The sequence below is a fragment of the Prochlorococcus sp. MIT 0916 genome, assembly GCF_047305155.1.
GTDB lineage: Bacteria > Cyanobacteriota > Cyanobacteriia > PCC-6307 > Cyanobiaceae > Prochlorococcus_B.
Window position 1 is genome coordinate 1,446,309 of sequence record NZ_CP138980.1, and the last position, 15,843, is coordinate 1,462,151.

23 protein-coding genes and 1 other RNA gene are annotated in these 15,843 nt (G+C 30.3%); 14 read left to right on the forward strand and 10 right to left on the reverse strand.

Annotated features, from left to right (window positions below; translation table 11 throughout):
• Positions 1–31 precede the first annotated feature (31 nt).
• Positions 32–1,234 carry a class I SAM-dependent methyltransferase gene (locus tag SIB53_RS07555; protein WP_413677634.1) on the forward strand — a complete coding sequence of 401 codons (1,203 nt, stop codon included), beginning with the start codon at positions 32–34 and terminating at the stop codon, positions 1,232–1,234.
• Here the strand turns inward: SIB53_RS07555 and aroB are convergent.
• Positions 1,227–2,333, reverse strand: coding sequence for a 3-dehydroquinate synthase (gene aroB / locus SIB53_RS07560; protein WP_413677635.1), 1,107 nt, complete (start codon positions 2,331–2,333; stop codon positions 1,227–1,229). The two genes, SIB53_RS07555 and aroB, sit on opposite strands and share 8 nt — an antisense overlap.
• Before the next feature lie 285 nt (positions 2,334–2,618).
• Here aroB and SIB53_RS07565 point away from each other — a divergent pair, with 285 nt between their 5' ends.
• Together SIB53_RS07565 and ssrS are read left to right on the forward strand one after the other, a co-directional pair.
• Positions 2,619–3,764: a 5-(carboxyamino)imidazole ribonucleotide synthase gene (locus SIB53_RS07565; protein ID WP_413677636.1), complete on the forward strand. Its 1,146-nt coding sequence runs from the start codon at positions 2,619–2,621 to the stop codon at positions 3,762–3,764.
• Between the two features lie 20 nt (positions 3,765–3,784).
• Positions 3,785–3,966: non-coding RNA, 6S RNA (gene ssrS / locus SIB53_RS07570), on the forward strand.
• A gap of 108 nt (positions 3,967–4,074) precedes the next feature.
• Here ssrS and SIB53_RS07575 read toward each other — a convergent pair.
• The gene (locus tag SIB53_RS07575) at positions 4,075–4,425 is read right to left on the reverse strand and encodes a hypothetical protein (RefSeq protein ID WP_413677637.1); all 351 of its coding nucleotides are present in this window, start codon (positions 4,423–4,425) and stop codon (positions 4,075–4,077) included.
• Positions 4,426–5,604: 1,179 nt separating this feature from the next.
• Here SIB53_RS07575 and SIB53_RS07580 point away from each other — a divergent pair.
• The 4 genes from SIB53_RS07580 (at position 5,605) to SIB53_RS07595 (ending at position 6,723) form a co-directional block, all read left to right on the forward strand.
• Positions 5,605–5,727 carry a hypothetical protein gene (locus SIB53_RS07580; protein WP_413677638.1) on the forward strand — a complete coding sequence of 41 codons (123 nt, stop codon included), beginning with the start codon at positions 5,605–5,607 and terminating at the stop codon, positions 5,725–5,727.
• A gap of 241 nt (positions 5,728–5,968) precedes the next feature.
• Entirely contained in the window at positions 5,969–6,151 is a 183-nt protein-coding gene (locus SIB53_RS07585; protein WP_413677639.1) for a hypothetical protein, read from the forward strand.
• A 34-nt stretch (positions 6,152–6,185) separates the two neighbouring features.
• The gene (locus SIB53_RS07590) at positions 6,186–6,383 is read left to right on the forward strand and encodes a hypothetical protein (protein ID WP_413677640.1); all 198 of its coding nucleotides are present in this window, start codon (positions 6,186–6,188) and stop codon (positions 6,381–6,383) included.
• Between the two features lie 178 nt (positions 6,384–6,561).
• Positions 6,562–6,723 (forward strand): hypothetical protein, encoded by a 162-nt coding sequence (locus SIB53_RS07595; protein ID WP_413677641.1) that lies wholly within the window; start codon positions 6,562–6,564, stop codon positions 6,721–6,723.
• 136 nt (positions 6,724–6,859) lie between these two features.
• Here SIB53_RS07595 and SIB53_RS07600 read toward each other — a convergent pair whose 3' ends face one another.
• The 4 genes from SIB53_RS07600 to SIB53_RS07615 form a co-directional block, all read right to left on the reverse strand.
• Complete coding sequence (locus SIB53_RS07600; RefSeq protein ID WP_269610077.1) at positions 6,860–7,036, reverse strand: hypothetical protein; 177 nt, start codon at positions 7,034–7,036, stop codon at positions 6,860–6,862.
• A 658-nt stretch (positions 7,037–7,694) separates the two neighbouring features.
• Entirely contained in the window at positions 7,695–8,150 is a 456-nt protein-coding gene (locus SIB53_RS07605; protein ID WP_413677642.1) for a hypothetical protein, read from the reverse strand.
• Between the two features lie 230 nt (positions 8,151–8,380).
• Positions 8,381–8,782 carry a DUF1824 family protein gene (locus SIB53_RS07610; RefSeq protein WP_413677643.1) on the reverse strand — a complete coding sequence of 134 codons (402 nt, stop codon included), beginning with the start codon at positions 8,780–8,782 and terminating at the stop codon, positions 8,381–8,383.
• Positions 8,783–9,010: 228 nt separating this feature from the next.
• Positions 9,011–9,202 carry a hypothetical protein gene (locus tag SIB53_RS07615; RefSeq protein ID WP_413677644.1) on the reverse strand — a complete coding sequence of 64 codons (192 nt, stop codon included), beginning with the start codon at positions 9,200–9,202 and terminating at the stop codon, positions 9,011–9,013.
• A 151-nt stretch (positions 9,203–9,353) separates the two neighbouring features.
• Here SIB53_RS07615 and SIB53_RS07620 point away from each other — a divergent pair, with 151 nt between their 5' ends.
• From SIB53_RS07620 to SIB53_RS07645, 6 genes are all read left to right on the forward strand, one after another.
• The gene (locus SIB53_RS07620; RefSeq protein ID WP_413677645.1) at positions 9,354–9,623 is read left to right on the forward strand and encodes a DUF1651 domain-containing protein; all 270 of its coding nucleotides are present in this window, start codon (positions 9,354–9,356) and stop codon (positions 9,621–9,623) included.
• 72 nt (positions 9,624–9,695) lie between these two features.
• Positions 9,696–9,974, forward strand: a complete 279-nt coding sequence (locus SIB53_RS07625; RefSeq protein ID WP_413677646.1) for a hypothetical protein — start codon at positions 9,696–9,698, stop codon at positions 9,972–9,974.
• 67 nt (positions 9,975–10,041) lie between these two features.
• Positions 10,042–10,506, forward strand: coding sequence for a nucleoside 2-deoxyribosyltransferase (locus tag SIB53_RS07630; protein WP_413677647.1), 465 nt, complete (start codon positions 10,042–10,044; stop codon positions 10,504–10,506).
• Between the two features lie 116 nt (positions 10,507–10,622).
• On the forward strand, positions 10,623–11,474 hold the full coding sequence (locus SIB53_RS07635; RefSeq protein WP_413677648.1) for a hypothetical protein: 852 nt from the start codon (positions 10,623–10,625) through the stop codon (positions 11,472–11,474).
• 349 nt (positions 11,475–11,823) lie between these two features.
• A complete protein-coding gene (locus SIB53_RS07640; protein ID WP_413677649.1) occupies positions 11,824–12,027 on the forward strand; it encodes a hypothetical protein in 204 nt (67 codons plus the stop codon).
• Positions 12,028–12,183: 156 nt separating this feature from the next.
• The gene (locus SIB53_RS07645) at positions 12,184–12,519 is read left to right on the forward strand and encodes a hypothetical protein (RefSeq protein WP_413677650.1); all 336 of its coding nucleotides are present in this window, start codon (positions 12,184–12,186) and stop codon (positions 12,517–12,519) included.
• Positions 12,520–12,539: 20 nt separating this feature from the next.
• Here SIB53_RS07645 and SIB53_RS07650 read toward each other — a convergent pair whose 3' ends face one another.
• From SIB53_RS07650 to SIB53_RS07665, 4 genes are all read right to left on the reverse strand, one after another.
• Positions 12,540–12,806, reverse strand: coding sequence for a hypothetical protein (locus tag SIB53_RS07650; RefSeq protein ID WP_413677651.1), 267 nt, complete (start codon positions 12,804–12,806; stop codon positions 12,540–12,542).
• A 146-nt stretch (positions 12,807–12,952) separates the two neighbouring features.
• Positions 12,953–13,348 (reverse strand): hypothetical protein, encoded by a 396-nt coding sequence (locus tag SIB53_RS07655; protein WP_413677652.1) that lies wholly within the window; start codon positions 13,346–13,348, stop codon positions 12,953–12,955.
• Between the two features lie 84 nt (positions 13,349–13,432).
• Complete coding sequence (locus SIB53_RS07660; RefSeq protein WP_413677653.1) at positions 13,433–13,609, reverse strand: hypothetical protein; 177 nt, start codon at positions 13,607–13,609, stop codon at positions 13,433–13,435.
• Positions 13,610–13,781: 172 nt separating this feature from the next.
• Complete coding sequence (locus tag SIB53_RS07665; RefSeq protein WP_269610091.1) at positions 13,782–13,997, reverse strand: hypothetical protein; 216 nt, start codon at positions 13,995–13,997, stop codon at positions 13,782–13,784.
• A gap of 222 nt (positions 13,998–14,219) precedes the next feature.
• On the opposite strand from SIB53_RS07665, the gene SIB53_RS07670 reads away from it, so the two are divergent.
• Positions 14,220–15,437, forward strand: a complete 1,218-nt coding sequence (locus SIB53_RS07670; protein WP_413677654.1) for an NAD(P)/FAD-dependent oxidoreductase — start codon at positions 14,220–14,222, stop codon at positions 15,435–15,437.
• Positions 15,438–15,843: the final 406 nt, after the last annotated feature.

A 15,843-nucleotide genomic window follows, 5' to 3' on the forward strand; every position in this document is an offset into this window, starting at 1 on the left:
TGCTTGATCTTCTCTGGGGGTATTCTCCATCATGATTGACCCGATCGCGAGATGTCCCGAATGGTTGATTGATCGAATCGTAAATAGTGGCGGTTCAATTAGTTTCTACAAATATATGGATTTAGTTTTAAATGATCCTGAAAATGGATTTTATTCAACTGGAAAGTTAAATATTGGTAAGGACGGAGACTTTTGTACTTCACCGTCTTTGAGCAATGATTTTGCTCGTTTATTAGCTATACAAGTTGTTGATTGGATGCTCGATTTAGAAAAATCAGAAGTTAATTCCAAGATGTTGTCTCTTATTGAGATTGGTCCGGGAGAAGGGACTTTATCAAGAGATTTGATAATGGCCATTGCTGAAATCGCACCTTCTTTAATCAATAAAATTGAGCTTATTCTAGTTGAATTAAATGTAGGGATGAGAAGACGACAAGAAAAAGTAGTTAATAATTTGAAGGGGATAAATTGTCGCTGGAGCAATATCGATGATCTCATTTTAAACCCAGTAACTGGTGTAGTTATTGCCAATGAGGTTTTGGATGCATTCCCCGTAGAGAGGTTGGTTTTTTGCGATAAAAAAGTTTTTAGGCAGGGAGTCTCTTTAAAAAAAACAAATTATGAATATTTTTTGGAGTTTGTTGATCTTGAGCCTACTTCTGAGATTATTGAATTTTTGAATGAATCCAATAGTCTTTTAAAAATTGCGTTTCCACCAAAGAATATTTTTAGTAGATGGGTCACCGAATGGCATTGTGATGTGCCGAGTTGGTTTGGGAAGTTGTCTAAGGTTTTAATTAATGGCTCATTATTAATTGTCGACTATGCGATGGAATCGAAGCGTTACTATAACGCAATGAGAAAAGACGGTACTCTTCTTTCCTATAGAAATCAAGAAGCAAACTCTAATGTTTTAAAAGATGCTGGCTTGTGTGATTTGACAGCACATTTATGTATCGAATCAACAATTAATTATGCTCTGACTAACGGATGGAAGTTTATTGGTGAGACTAGACAGGGACAAGCTCTCTTGGCCCTTGGACTTTCAAAGTTTCTTTTTTCTCTTCAAAATACAAGTAGTAATAATCTTTCAGCGGCATTAAATCGAAGAGAGTCATTGTTGAGGCTAGTTGATCCCATGGGACTAGGGAACTTTAGGTGGTTGGCTTTTCAGAAGGATAATAATGATGATCTGATTTTAGGAAAACGTTTTCTTGAAGAGCCAATTAGCTAATTTTTTGCAAGCATTCGTTTATTTCTTTATTAGAAATATTATTAAATAATTTTACATCACCAATTTTTAAAGGCATAACAAAACTGACCTTGCCGTTTTTCACTTTTTTGTCTCCTTGAAGTGAGCTTAGAACACTCTCTATCTCAAGCTTGGGCCACTTAGATGGTAAACCCGCTTTTTCTATTAATCCTTTCTGCCTCTCTGAGTCAATTTCTTTCCATAGTCCCCTCTGAACCGCTAACTGGCCGACTGCAATCATTCCCATTGCGACTGCCTCACCATGAAGCCATTTCCCATAACCACAAAGATTTTCTATTACGTGGCCAAATGTGTGTCCATAATTTAAAAATGCCCTAAGCCCACTTTCCTTTTCATCTTTTACAACAATTTCTGCTTTAGATTTAGCAGAACGCTTAATTATTTCTATTAATAGTCTCTCTTTTATTGTTGAAAAATCAGAAATATTATTTTCTCTCTCTAGAAGTTCGAATAGTTCTAGGTCTGAAATAACGCCATACTTTATTATTTCAGCCATACCCGCTCTAAACTCTCGTGATGGAAGCGTAAATAGTGTTTTAGGGTCTATTAGCACTAATTTAGGTTGATGAAAAGCACCTATAAGATTTTTACCCTTTGAATGGTTTATGCCCGTTTTACCACCAATAGAGGCATCAACCATGGCAAGTAATGTGGTAGGGATTTGGACGACATGAATTCCACGCAACCAAGTAGCAGCTGCAAAACCAGTCATATCTCCAATTACGCCACCTCCAAGAGCAATCATTAATGATCCTCTTTCTAATCGTGCTTCATATGCCGCATCGTAGATTAAATCTATAGATGATTGATTTTTTTGGTCTTCGCCTGCTTTTATTATTAAAAGTTTTGGATTGAAGTTATTTTTATTCAGACTTTTTATTATGCAATCACTGTAGTGATCAGAGACTTCCTTATTAGACACGACTAATACTTTTAGTCCTTTCTTAAAGCCAATATTACATAGCTCATCTCCTATGCATTCAAGACTGTTTTTCCCAATAACTATTTCGTATGGGTTGCTAGTTAGGGAGACTTTAATATGGTGGTTGTCTTTATTCACAATTGTGAGGATATAAGATATTTAATGGCTTTACTATGTTAAATCATAAATATAGAACTAATTATATGGTTGACGAAGAAGTTTCATAAGCAAATAATATGTATTTATATACGCTCATTATTTATTCTCAGATCAAAATAATCAAATAGTTGAAAATTCTTTGGGTTGTGAATTAAGGATGTTTTTATTAAAATCACACTTCATACAATATTTTTATTTGTTTGTTCCCGATTTTGTTATTTGCCTGCAAGTGAGAAAAAATCTAAAAATGAGGTCTTTAACTAAATGATTGGGGTCGTGGGTGGAGGACAGCTGGCAATGCTTCTTGTTGAGGCTGGAAAGAAAAGAGATGTTGATGTCGTAGTTCAGACGGCAGCTAAAACTGATCCTGCGGCTAAAAAGACAGATCAAGTCATTTTGTATGATCCTACTAATCCAGTGGGGACAAAACTTCTTGCTGAAAAGTCCTGCTTGATAACGTTTGAGAATGAATGGGTTGATATTTCAAGTTTACTTTCTCTTGAAAATAATGGAGTTTCTTTTGTCCCTAGACTTCAATCCATAAGACCTTTAATTAATAAAATCACTCAAAGAGAGCTATTAAATAGTCTTGATATTCCCTGCCCTGATTGGTTACCTATACCTTTAAAAAAATCATCAAATATTGATCTTCCTGAAGATTGGGAATTCCCATTGATGGCAAAAGCTGCCAAAGGTGGATATGACGGTAAAGGAACTAAAATTATTAAAAATCTAAAGCAACTTCAAGAATTTCTGGTAGTTGAGACAGAAGAACAGTGGATGTTAGAGAAATGGATTTCTTTTGATAAGGAATTATCCATTGTTTCTAGTAGGGATTCAAAAGGCGTTGTACGTAGCTTGCCTATCGTAGAGACATATCAATCTAAACAAATATGCGACTGGGTCCTTGCTCCAGCTGATATCAATCATGACGTTGATCTTATGGTGAGAAATGTCGTATCCTCTTTGCTTGCTGAGTTGGACTATGTAGGAGTTATTGCGATTGAATTTTTTTATGGATCTGAAGGATTACTTGTAAATGAAATAGCTCCAAGAACTCATAACTCAGGGCATTTTTCTATAGATGCTTGCAGTAGTAGTCAGTTTGATCAACAAATATGTATTACATCCGGTATAAATGTCCCCATGCCTCAGATGCTTGTTAATGGCGCGTTAATGGTGAATTTGCTTGGTTTGCAAAGTAACTATCCAATCCCACTCACTCAGAGGCTGGAAAAATTAAGGGATATCCCTGGTTTGAATGTTCATTGGTACGAAAAAGAAGAAGAGAAAACAGGGAGAAAGCTGGGTCACGTTACTTATCTCTTGAAAAATGAAGATGCTTTGCTTCGAAAAAATGAAGCATTAGATGTTTTAAAAACAATAAGGTCAATTTGGCCTACCTCTTGATAATATTTTGTTTAGATTGTTTAGTACTGCCTTGTTGGTATTGGCCTTCTCAAGTGCTCTGATCTGACTCTCTTTCGATATGGGGAAGCTGTCGTGAAAGTAACGTAGACCAGCTTGTTCTGGAAACGAAGCTTCACTTTGAATCCCCCTCTGGTTTTTCCAGGTCGATGCTTCTTGGGCCATACGGCAAGGTGGTACTAACTCTTAATTAATGAATTTCTTTTTATAATTGGTATTGATAATTAAAGTTGAATATCGATGTTTATTTGATCTTTAGACCTTAGGTTTTTGAATAACTAAATAACTGACTTCAAGAGGTTAATCCTTTTGCTTCGCGGGCTTTTCGAAGTAGCTCATGATCCTCTCTTGCTTTCTTATCAAGAATGGCGATGTCTCTTCTGGCTTTCTGATCAACTTTTTGAATGTCTTCTCTTGCTCTTTGGTCTAGAAGTGCTACATCTTTCCTTGCTCTTTGATCGATGTTCTCAATGTCAGCTCTAGCTCGTTGATCAACACTCTCTAAATCGATTTTTGCCCTTTCTACCATGCTAGTCATTGAGTCGACCATCATTGATAAAGCTGCGGGAACCTTTTTTCCTGAAGCTGAAAAAGGGTACCCTTCATTAAGACTAATACTAGTGTTTGCTCGATTCGAAGCCATAAGTTTAATTAAAACAGGCTTTCATTAATTTAGAAGCCATTTTTTTATCATCCTATTATCTCTTTTTATTAGCACAAAAAATCAAAATCTTCAGAAGAAAAACGAGATGTAATAGAAATTGTTTCCTATTGCCCAAAGAGCTCGTATTCCTTCGTTTTATCTCATTTAGACTTTTGAATAATTCTAGGTTGTTCAGAGAATTAATAAACTATTTAAAAAGCCATAATTAATTGTGATAACAGAGGTTACTAAATTTATATCTAGTTTTATAAACTTTGGGCATTTTTTATGAGATGATATATTTGTATTTTTAGTATTTGCCTTTCGGATAAAGTTTAGCTATACGTTGCTTTTGAATTTCTTTTTCTAGTATTTTCCTATTTCTATCCTTGCATGAATAGTCTTCTTCATTAAGCCTAAAAAAGACAAAATAGAACATAACTCCAGTAAAAATTAGTCCTATGAATAGGACCCAAAAACCAATTAATCCTGTGGGAGATAAGTAGTTAAGGTTAAAATAACTATTGTTCATTTCTATTGCAAAAAAATTTTCTCTTATATTATCTAGAATGAATAAAAAATGAAGGAATGGATTTCGTTCATGAAAAATAATTTTCTTTGATTTAAAAGGTTTATTTGGCATGAATGAGAGTTTTTACGCATTAACACATAGAAAAATTTATTTAAAATTAAATGTATTATATTTTTTTAAATGGAAGAAACGCATAACTATGCTATGAACCTTGTTATTCCATTAATGGGAATTGCTCCACTGTTAATGCTTTTTATCTTGAAAGGCGAGAAAAAATCAAAAGTGAGAAAAAATTGGACTAGATCAACAAACTAGAACAACGAAAAAGATTATTTATTTGTTAAGGATTCAAATTCATATTAAAACTATATACAATATTGCTTATTTTTTAGATTCTTTTATTAAAGAAAATAAATATATAATCTATACTAATTATTATCTATTTTATTTGTTTTCTATCCCTATATTTTTGCTCTTTATCTAGTTATTGAATGATAAGAATTCATAAAAAGACTTTATACCGTTCAAACCTTTAAGTAGGAATTGTTCGGTTTTCACTCACGTTATCTTACAAGATTTGCTAAATTATTCGAGACTTATTCCCCTAGGGATTGAGTAAAATTTGCTATTCAAATTATTTATTATTGATGCAAAAGCCTAAATCTCAACAATTTGCGAAGTTTTTTATTAAAGACTTAAAATCCAAAGCACCAAAATATCAAGATGAAAAGTCTGATTTAGAAAAATTAATTTCTTCATCTGTTAGTTAATTGCTTAAATTATCATCCTAATTTTTTTAATATCTAGTAATTTCTTACTATTCATCAAAACCTTAGATGTAATAATAAACACTCAAGGATATTAAATAAATAATAATTCAAATCTGATCCACAGTCCTCTAGTAATCTTGTGATTTATACCTATATATCTGCAAAAAATAAAATAAATCTAAAAGAAAAAAGAAAAATAAAAAAAATCATGTTATTTGTATCTTAGTTTTAGAGAAGTGACATGATCAAACCCATTCAAAGAAAAACCACTCTTAAGTGGAGTTCCGATGGAGAACTATCTTCCATTGATATGGCTAGGATACTTCAACTTCTTGCTAATAAAGAATTGACACAATGTGTGTTAGCCTGTGATGCTAATAAAAAATCTTCAGAGATACTATTTCATTTAAAAGACCGTAGATAAGTGCATTTACCTAAAAAAGTTTTGTTAATTTCTAATGAAATATAGTCTTGAACTAGTAAGTTTAGTTATTAATAATTTTAAAAGTATGAAAACAGCACAAGACAGATATTTTGAATGTTTAGAAGTTTGTATTGAAGATGAACAGGGAAAATCTTGTCGTCAAGTATGTGCTCCGATATTAAATGATGATCCTTTCGATCACCCTACCGTTCCAATTGTTAATAACAATTAGTAATTAACTTTATAATAGTACTAAATCTTTTATATTAAATTTTTAAATAATTAATTCTAAATAGAATAAAAACTTAATTTTTTTTAACTCTATCTTTAAGCAGTTTATAGACACTTTTTTGATTGGAAGCGTTGTTCAAGAACTAATTTAGCTAGGATTTATAAAATTTAAAAAATTCATGGATACTCCTATTACCCATATCAATTTGTTTAATGCATTGTTAGCCCTATATGTGATTGGTTACCAAATAACCATATGTTCAGATTGGAGTTGGATTCCAATGAATAAGGAAGATTATCAACTCCCTTATCAAGATAAGTGGAGCAGTATCAACCAATAGTTGATTTGATTAAATTATTATATTATTCATAATTACGTACTATTTGATAAGAACTACGTATATATATTATTAATTTAAATTGGATTATTTGACAAAAGATTTTTACGATTTATTCATTAATATAAAAATCTGATTTTCAGATATTTTGTACTACGTGAAATAAGCCAAATGAATATCCCCCAATAAGTATCCAACCAAGTATTGCCGAGATTATTGTTGACCTTCTATTATGCCGTCTTATTGCATTTTCTATCATTTCATTTACGTCATCTCTATTTATTAAATTAGTAGATTTTGGATTGGTGGAAGTCATTAGTTTTAAGAAAATTTGGTGCTTTTAGTAAATCCAAATCTGAATAAATTTATCTTGAGATTGGATTTGCGTTTATAGCTGGAATTGCCATATGGAGCAAAGACTCAACATCTTTATTGAAATGGCAGGGCGAAAAATGACATGTGAATATTTGTTACGACTATAATGGATTTTTTTTTAAGCTGTGTAGGTAAAATCACTTTAATATGATTTTGTCTGCAAGAGTGTATCCGGCAACTTCTATTTGAACTTATCTAGGATTTCATTTGTTCAACAATTAAAGTGAAAACTTTAAGATTAGTAAGCAAATTAATCATGATTTAGGTTGTATTAAAGTATTTATGGCTACTTTTGAACTTCTTAGTTATTTAACAAGTCTATTTTTATATCCTTGTAGATTCTCATTGATTCCTATCATGTTTTTGTACTATGGAATTTTTAGCAAAAATATTTAAAATCACGATATATATACAAATAGCATAATTTAGTAAAGCTATGACTATGATCACTAAATTCTCAAATTATTGATGATAGAATATATAAGATAAAATATTAATTAATTATATATAATTAATATATAAATAGGGAGCTAATTTGTATCACTGTAGATACCTCAAATTAAGTTTAAAATATCCAAAGTACATCTATTTCTTTATATTTATAGACTATTATCGTTATTGTCTGTTTCTTCTTTTTCTAGGAGTTTACGTGTTAAAAAGGAATATGAAGCTTGATGTTTTTCCTTCCACTCTTTGTGTTCTTTTATCTGTTTTTTTAACTTCTCTAGACTTTCTTTCTCTTCGGGGTAAACCCTTTCTAAATATTCAGGGCTTAAATTTATATTACCTTCGAATTCATATACCATCTCCTCGAATGACTCCGATATTCCAAGTATATCTGCCATAAAGTCCTCGAACTCATCAACATTTATGTCTTGAAGTACTTTTCTTAGTTTACTTTGACTCGATTGTTCAGGCTCCCATTCTTTTTTTAATACATGTAGGAGATTCAGTTGGCCAATCCTATCGAGAAGATCCCACTTGGAGGCATCATCAGCCGAATAAAAATAGGAGCCATCTCCAGATTGATAAAACTTGCCTCTTTCTTTATCCATTTAGATTAAAAGGTATATGGATTAAATCATTCCTAATAGGTTTAATGTAGAAGATCTTTTTAATCATTTTATTTATCACTAAATTAGATTTTTTAGTAATGAATTAAAATTTTAGTATGATTTTCAATTTTACAATAGCATTTCTTTTGACATACTTCTAAGTTTTTGATTCTTTTTAGATTTTTATTTTTTTATATTCACATTATATTCTTTGGGATGGAATAATATTTTTAATCAAAGAAATCCAATGGAAAGGGACCAACAGTTTTTGAGATAGATGAATTTTCATAATTTTGGCAACTTATTAATATACCCTCTCCCAATCCAAATTCAACTCTAGCGTGAATTTCTCCTGTTTTTTGATTCGCTTTTAAAAATATTGGACCTTCTGACTTTGGTAATGTGATGCATTTCATCTCTTGATATTCAAATTTTTCTTCTATCTTTCTAACGGCATTAATTCCTTTTTTAATTGAAGGTGACATTACTCCTATTGTTAACCAATCTGATTTGTAAATAATATTTTTAAGTTCATTTAAAAGTATTCTTGATTGATTTTTATCTAGTTTTGGTGCAGATCTGAATTTCGTAAGATCTTCTATCTTGTTGATATTAATATCTTTTGTTGACATTTTATTTATAATTTTGTTTATTTTATCAGTATTAGCAACTTTTTTAGTATAAGCTTGCATAGTATAACTTTGTGTAATTTTTTCTTAAGAATCTTTGGTTGATTTTAATAATATATTCTACTTAAAATAAGTAACTAATAATGTATTCTTATAAATTGTTCGACTTAAAGGTAAGAATATATGTCTTTTATTTTTTAGTTCTATTATTCGATTCCATTTTGTATCTGCTTAATTAAGATTGTTCGATTCCTTAATTCTTCTGGATTCATGGAGTTGTTCCAGTTCATTATAGATTTCACGTAAGGTTTTTTGTATGTTGTCTGTATCATCGGTCGCACCAAGGGAGTTCATCGCTCTTATAAGGCTTTCTTTCGCTTCTATCAAACCTCGACATTGCGTGCTACCAGCTTCAGAGGACATTTTCTTTGATTTGTTGTTTTGTAATTATTATATAGATTCTTTCAACTTTTATAAATAATTGACTTTTTATTTCTTTAACTTCACTTTAGATTCTTAGGCTTGACGAACCTTGCTTTTTTATTTAAAAACAAAATTAAGACTTTGTTTTTAGATGAAAAAAGTAGAAAACTTAGAAGCCCCTATTGGATGGCTTAAGGATCCTAACAATAAGTGGGTTATTCATTTTGGTTTTAAAAAAGTGTCTAATGAAAAGATCACTACTGATTTTACTATTGATATGTGGGGGATCGATCTAAGCGGTAAGCCTATGGAATTCAAAAGCAGAAGAAAGGTCACAAAGCAAGACTCATTAAAGACTTGGAAGCAGTTGATTGAATCCAATTGGGTTGAATTTGATTGTGATATGAGTATGACTGCATAAAATGTAAAAGCCTTAATGGGCATTTTAATTTTTAATAGTTATCATGAATTTGTGTATTTATTATTTGACAAATTGCTAAATATTTTCCATAAAACTTTTAAGTTAGCTCTTATTTTTTCAGTAGTAATCACTTCTTGGACTTCAATTGTTTTGTTGTCTAATACAACATTTAATTTAGAGATTAAAGAATTAATAACCAAAATGTATTTCAATCAAAAGAATTTCATTAGCAATATAAAGGATCTCTCACTTTTATTAGTAAAAGATGCTAATGAGCGGTTTTCTGAAAACAACAAAGGCGCAATACGCTTGAATAATGGAAAAGAAAATATCAATAAATTAGATCCTTAGCATTTTATTTATAAATCATTTATTGATATTATTAAATTGTATTTTAGTAAATCTAGAGATTAGAAAATTGACAAATAAAACACTTTACCTGGCCTCTCCATATGGTTTCTCTAGTCATTCGCGATTAAAACTTCTACCAGAATTTATTGCAAAACTTGAGTCTATGGGTGCAAGAGTCTTGGAACCTTTTACTCGTAATAGTAATACCGATTTTTCAACTCTTGGTTGGGCTAATAAAGTCGCTTGTTCAAACCTAAACGATTTGAAGCGATCTGATGGCTTATTCGCAATAGTAAATGGGACGCCTCCTGATGAGGGCGTAATGGTTGAGCTTGGTGTAGCTATTGCCTTAGGTAAACCTACCTTTTTATTTAGGGATGATTTCCGCAAATGTACTGACTCTGATGAATATCCACTTAACCTAATGATTTTTCTGGGAATTCCTTTTGATTCATGGAATGATTATTATTACAGTTCTTTTGATGAGATCGATTGTAAAAAGAAAGCTATTTATAAATGGTTATTTAATTAAATTTAAAATATTTAAAAACTACTTTAATTAAATATTTTTTATACTAATATAGCTTTTATTGGCTTTTATATATTTTTATATGATATAATTTTATTAAAAACTTTTATTTTTAATAAATGAAGGATATATTATTTAAACTGAATAATATAAGGGTTGAAATATCATTTAAATCATTAAATGACCTTCGTTCAATGTTGTCTTTTTATCAGAAAAATAATTTGTATAAAATTAATATACCTTGTAAAAATACCTTGAAAAAAGATTTTCTCTTAGAGTCAATTAAAATTTCTAGAGAAGAGTTTCCAAGTATAGATATTATTCCTCACTTTAGTATTCTTCATGAATTTAGAAAGAATAGAATTAATACACAGAATTCTTTTATTAAATTTCTTGAGGTTACAAAATCTTTAGGGTGTAATGAAGTTCTTCTTGTATCTGGTTCCCAAAGAAGAACGACATTAGACTCTGTTTCTATGCTTAATTTCCTTAAAGATATTTCTTCATCTTATAAAAGATATATTGATATTGGAGTGGCATTTAATCCTTATTTACCAGCCCTTTTGTTTAATGAAGAGATTAAAAGATTAGAGAAAAAGCTTCAATCAGGTAATGTGAGTTCTATTTGGATTCAATTTGGCACGGATTATAAACTTCTTGAAAGTAGAATTAAAATACTAGAAAATCTAATTGACTCTATTTTTAATAATACATCAAAATTATCAAATATTAATCTATTCGGGAGTATTTTTATTCCTTCTACCCAATTTTTAGCGAGGTTTAAATTTAGACCATGGAAAGGAGTGTATTGTTCTAGTGAGTTTTTAGAATCAGTAGATGTTGCTTATTATCTGGTTGAAAAGTTATTAAAAATTTATAAAAAATATAATATCTGCCCAATAATTGAAACTAATATTTATTCAGATAATAATTTAGAAAGTTTAAAAAATATCATGGGCATATGTACATAATTTCTTTATTAAATTATCCATAATAATATTTTTTCTACCTGTGACTGCCTTCTTGATTAATCATAAGTAGAACTATATTAATTAAATATACTTATAAACTAAGTTTATTAACTCATTCTTGGGACATAACAAAATGTTCTTTTTCGTACCAGTTGATTTAGATGATTCATTATCTTATGTAGTACGTTTCTTTCTGATTTTTACCTCGAAAATTCGTTCATCTATTTTTTTTATCTATTTACTTTCACACTATCTTTTCCTGTTTGCCGTTTTTAGTTGATTAAGTTCGTGGATTCTTCGCAGTCGAAGAAAAATTCCATTAATTTAATTATTGTTTGATTTTTTAAACATGTTTTCATCTAGAAAAAAAACAGTCCAAAAGAGTATTCCTGAATCAACTTCTTTTGCTGCTGATACCTTTTTACTTAGAAGAGGATCTGAGGCTACGAGATATAAACTTGCTGCGGTCATCATGTTTGTTGCTGGATTCGGGCTACTTACTCTAGGTACTTGGGTACTTAATGATTTTAATTTTCTTACCTTTGCTAATTAAACAATCAAGTTAATATTTTTTATGTATTTAAGATCCCTTTGAATGTGAATGATTGACTTCCTCGTAAGATGTGATTTTATATTTCTTTTCTTCTAACACTTTAGTGCTAATAATGAACTTTTTATTAATCTAAAGACAAAAGCAGACTTTTAAAAAATGTCAAATTCCTGGGATGGATATTTTTCTCACTATTCTGACTGGGATGAAGCTCATTGTTTTAATGTTAGAATTGATCTTAAATTTGAAGAGCATATAAAGAATTTAGGCTACGTTGAATACATAAATAATGATGATATGTTCCTAATTGATAACAACTTATCAGATAAATTTCCACCTATTAGTAAAACTTATAAAAAAGATATGAATGAGATCACACTCTCTTTTGAAGTCCCTTACGATTGGTCAATTGATACTGATTGGGAAGATAAAGCTCTTGTTCTTCTTGGAATAAGCGACGAGTGGGTCATTGACTCTTCTGTTGAAGACGATTGATAAAAATATTTTAATTTTATCTAAGAGTAGAAAACAAGTGCAAGCCCTTTTTGAGTTAAATAAAATTCTTTCTCTTCTCTGCTTAAATCCATTGCTAATTCCTCACCTTCTTTAATTGCCTGTTCATAAGGAGGTTTTACAGGCGAAATTCCTTTATAAATTGCGGCAATTCCTAATGGGGTTGCATTCCATGCAAAATTAGCAGTTTCTCCAATAGGAGGTTGATCTAACGCATCTTCAAGGATATTAGATGAGTCTGATTTTGGACGACTTGTTGTGGATGTCATGCTTATATTTAAAAAATTTTATAAAAAAAACTTGTAGGTGATCCTTAGAAGAACTATTACCACCACTTTCTAATCCATTGTTTTGTTTTATGTGTGCTTTTTGTTGATCTCTGCATTCTTTAGAATGATTGAGTCATGTAATTATTTTATTTATCTTGTATTCTTTTTCTTAACATAATAAATTGTTTAAACTGTTCAAATAGTTCTTCATTATATTTTTCATTTGGTTTAGTTGTATTATCACTTAAACCCTTATTGTATGTTTTTGTGTTGTAAGTTATACCTTTGTCAGAGATTAATTCATCGAGCTCGCTGTAGTTGAAAGATGAATTATCCATATTATTTCTCTTGTTATAAAAATTTTTTCTAATTAAATGTTTTGAATTTTGAATTTCTAACCCAGCTCTCGCTCTTAATGCTTCTTCTACTAAGATTCCTACGACTTTTGATTGGCTTAATTTTTCTTTATGTGCAATTTTAGTGATTGTTTCTTGAGCATTAATTGAAGGAAGATAGCCAATCCTTTTTCTTATGGAGGGCATATATATTTATTAGGTTAAAGTTTAATTTACTTCACCTTTAGATTGGATATAAAAGATTTTATTTTTTTTTCTTGAAGTGAAATTTTAAAAAATCCAATCATCTAACATTATTTGGGCTTTGTCCAATTCATTATGGGCTTTAAGCTCATTTATTTTTTTTATAGCCGAATATGCCATTTCTCCTTTTTTCCAAAAGCGAATACGACTCATAGGACTTAGAAGATTAGATTCAATACCAGAATTTTTATTTTTCTTATGCATTTTTTTCAAAAATAGGTATTTATTAACTTGAATTAGAATAATATTGCTCAATTCTAGAATAGACTATAAACCTGCTCTTATATTGACAAAATAAAAATAGAGTTAAATAAATTCTTCAGAGATATAGGTAAAAATATTGATTTTTTGAATAGGGTAGTTTGATAGAGGATTTTTAATGTTTTTTGTCTTCAGGAAATTCTGGTTTGTCTTTCTTTTTTCTCCTGCCGTCTGAAAGTTCTAGTAAAGTTGAAAGTTGTTCATATACTGATCTTAGGGATGATAATTCTGGTAGTAAACCATCATTCCTTAGGTCTTCGTCCATATATCTAAGCTCTTGTCTCACGTAGGAGAGAATAGATTTTGCTTCATCTCTTTTTGGGCCAGCCATATTTTTTTATTTTTTAAGAAAGATACAACAAAAAAGAATTGAATTAAGGTTTAAACTTGGTATCAAGACAATGTGATTCTAGAAAATCTTATTTACTTTAACTTAACTCATATTCTTTTATGATTTCTAAAAATCTAAGTTTGATTAAATAAATAAAAGTTGTAATTAAATAATTTATATTTTAGTTTTATTAAAATTTAAATTATTAGGAAATAAAATCTGATGATATCTGATCTTGTCATTATCGGTGGAGGTGCCTCTGGTTTTATGGCAGCAATTACTGCGATTAGTAATGGTCTTAGATCTGTTGTGATACTAGAAGGCACCTCAAAAGTATTAGAAAAAGTTAGAATTAGTGGTGGTGGTAGATGTAATTTAACCAACTCATGTTGGGATATTTCTAATTTAGTAAGAAATTATCCTCGAGGGGCAAAGCAACTTATAGGCTTGTTTAATAGATTTTCTACTGTCGAAGCTTTTGATTGGTTTGAGAGCAAAGGACTTAGTCTTAAAATAGAGAAAGATGGACGTGTGTTCCCTTCTTCTGATTCTTCTCAAGATGTAATTAAATGTTTAACAGCTGTTGCAAGAAATTCGGGTGTAAAGGTATTCACTAATTCTCATGTACAGAAAATATCAATAACAGAAGAGGGCTTTAAGTTATTAGTTAAAGGTAAAAAATATTTTGAAGCAAAAAATATTTTGATAAGTACTGGTGGTCATCCTAGTGGTAGAAGATTGGCAACCAGTCTCGGTCATTCAATTATTCAACCTGTTCCATCTCTTTTTTCTTTTTCTACCCATGACTCCTCATTAAAATCTTGTTCTGGAATAACTTTAGATGTTCAGACTATACTTACTGTTAACAAAAAAAAATATAAAGATAAAGGACCACTTTTATTAACCCATAAAGGTTTTAGTGGTCCCGTCGTTTTACGTCTATCTGCATTTAGTGCTAGAAATCTATATGAAAATAAATATAATGGTGAGTTAAGAATAAATTGGCTTTGTATGAATGAGGCAGAGGTTAGGTCAAAACTTGATTTATATAAATTTGAAAATGGTAAGCAGATTATATTAAATCATAAACCTTTTAATCAGATTCCAAAAAGGTTATGGAGGGCACTCATGTTGAGCATAAACATTGACAATCAATTAAAATGGGCGGATTTAACTAAATACCAAAAGGAGTCTATTGTAAGATGTTTATTAATGAAAAGTTATTTAATAAACAGTCGCGGTCCTTTTGGAGAGGAATTCGTAACTGCTGGTGGAGTATCTCTTAATGAAATTAATTTTAAAACTATGGAAAGTAAGATATGTGAGGGCCTATTTTTCGCAGGTGAGGTTTTAGATATTGATGGGATTACGGGCGGTTTCAATTTTCAACATTGCTGGACAAGTGCTTGGGTTGCTGCGAATGCAATGTCAATTAAATAAATACAATATTTATTAACTATTAATTGTAAGTATTTATGGATATTAGTTTACAAGCGAAGCAATCAAGGCTGGTAATGCAACTAGTATTATGCCTATAGATGCCGTAGCTGCAAGGAGTGAAGTATTCACTAGTAGTAATTTAGATAAACCAACATTAATAGCTTGCTTGAAATCTAGTTGTGAGTATTAATACTATTTGAAGTGATTTTTTTTTTCTTTTTTTTCTTCTTCTTCTTCTTGATTTTAAGTTGCTTAAAGGTTTGAATTCTGCATACCTTGATAAGTCTTTTCACATCTTCCTATTAAGAGACTTATCTAAAAAGATTTTCAACTTTTTCACCCTTACCAAAAAAGCGACAAGCCCTGGATAAGCATTAATACTTATCCTGCTGTCTTAGTTTGTTCC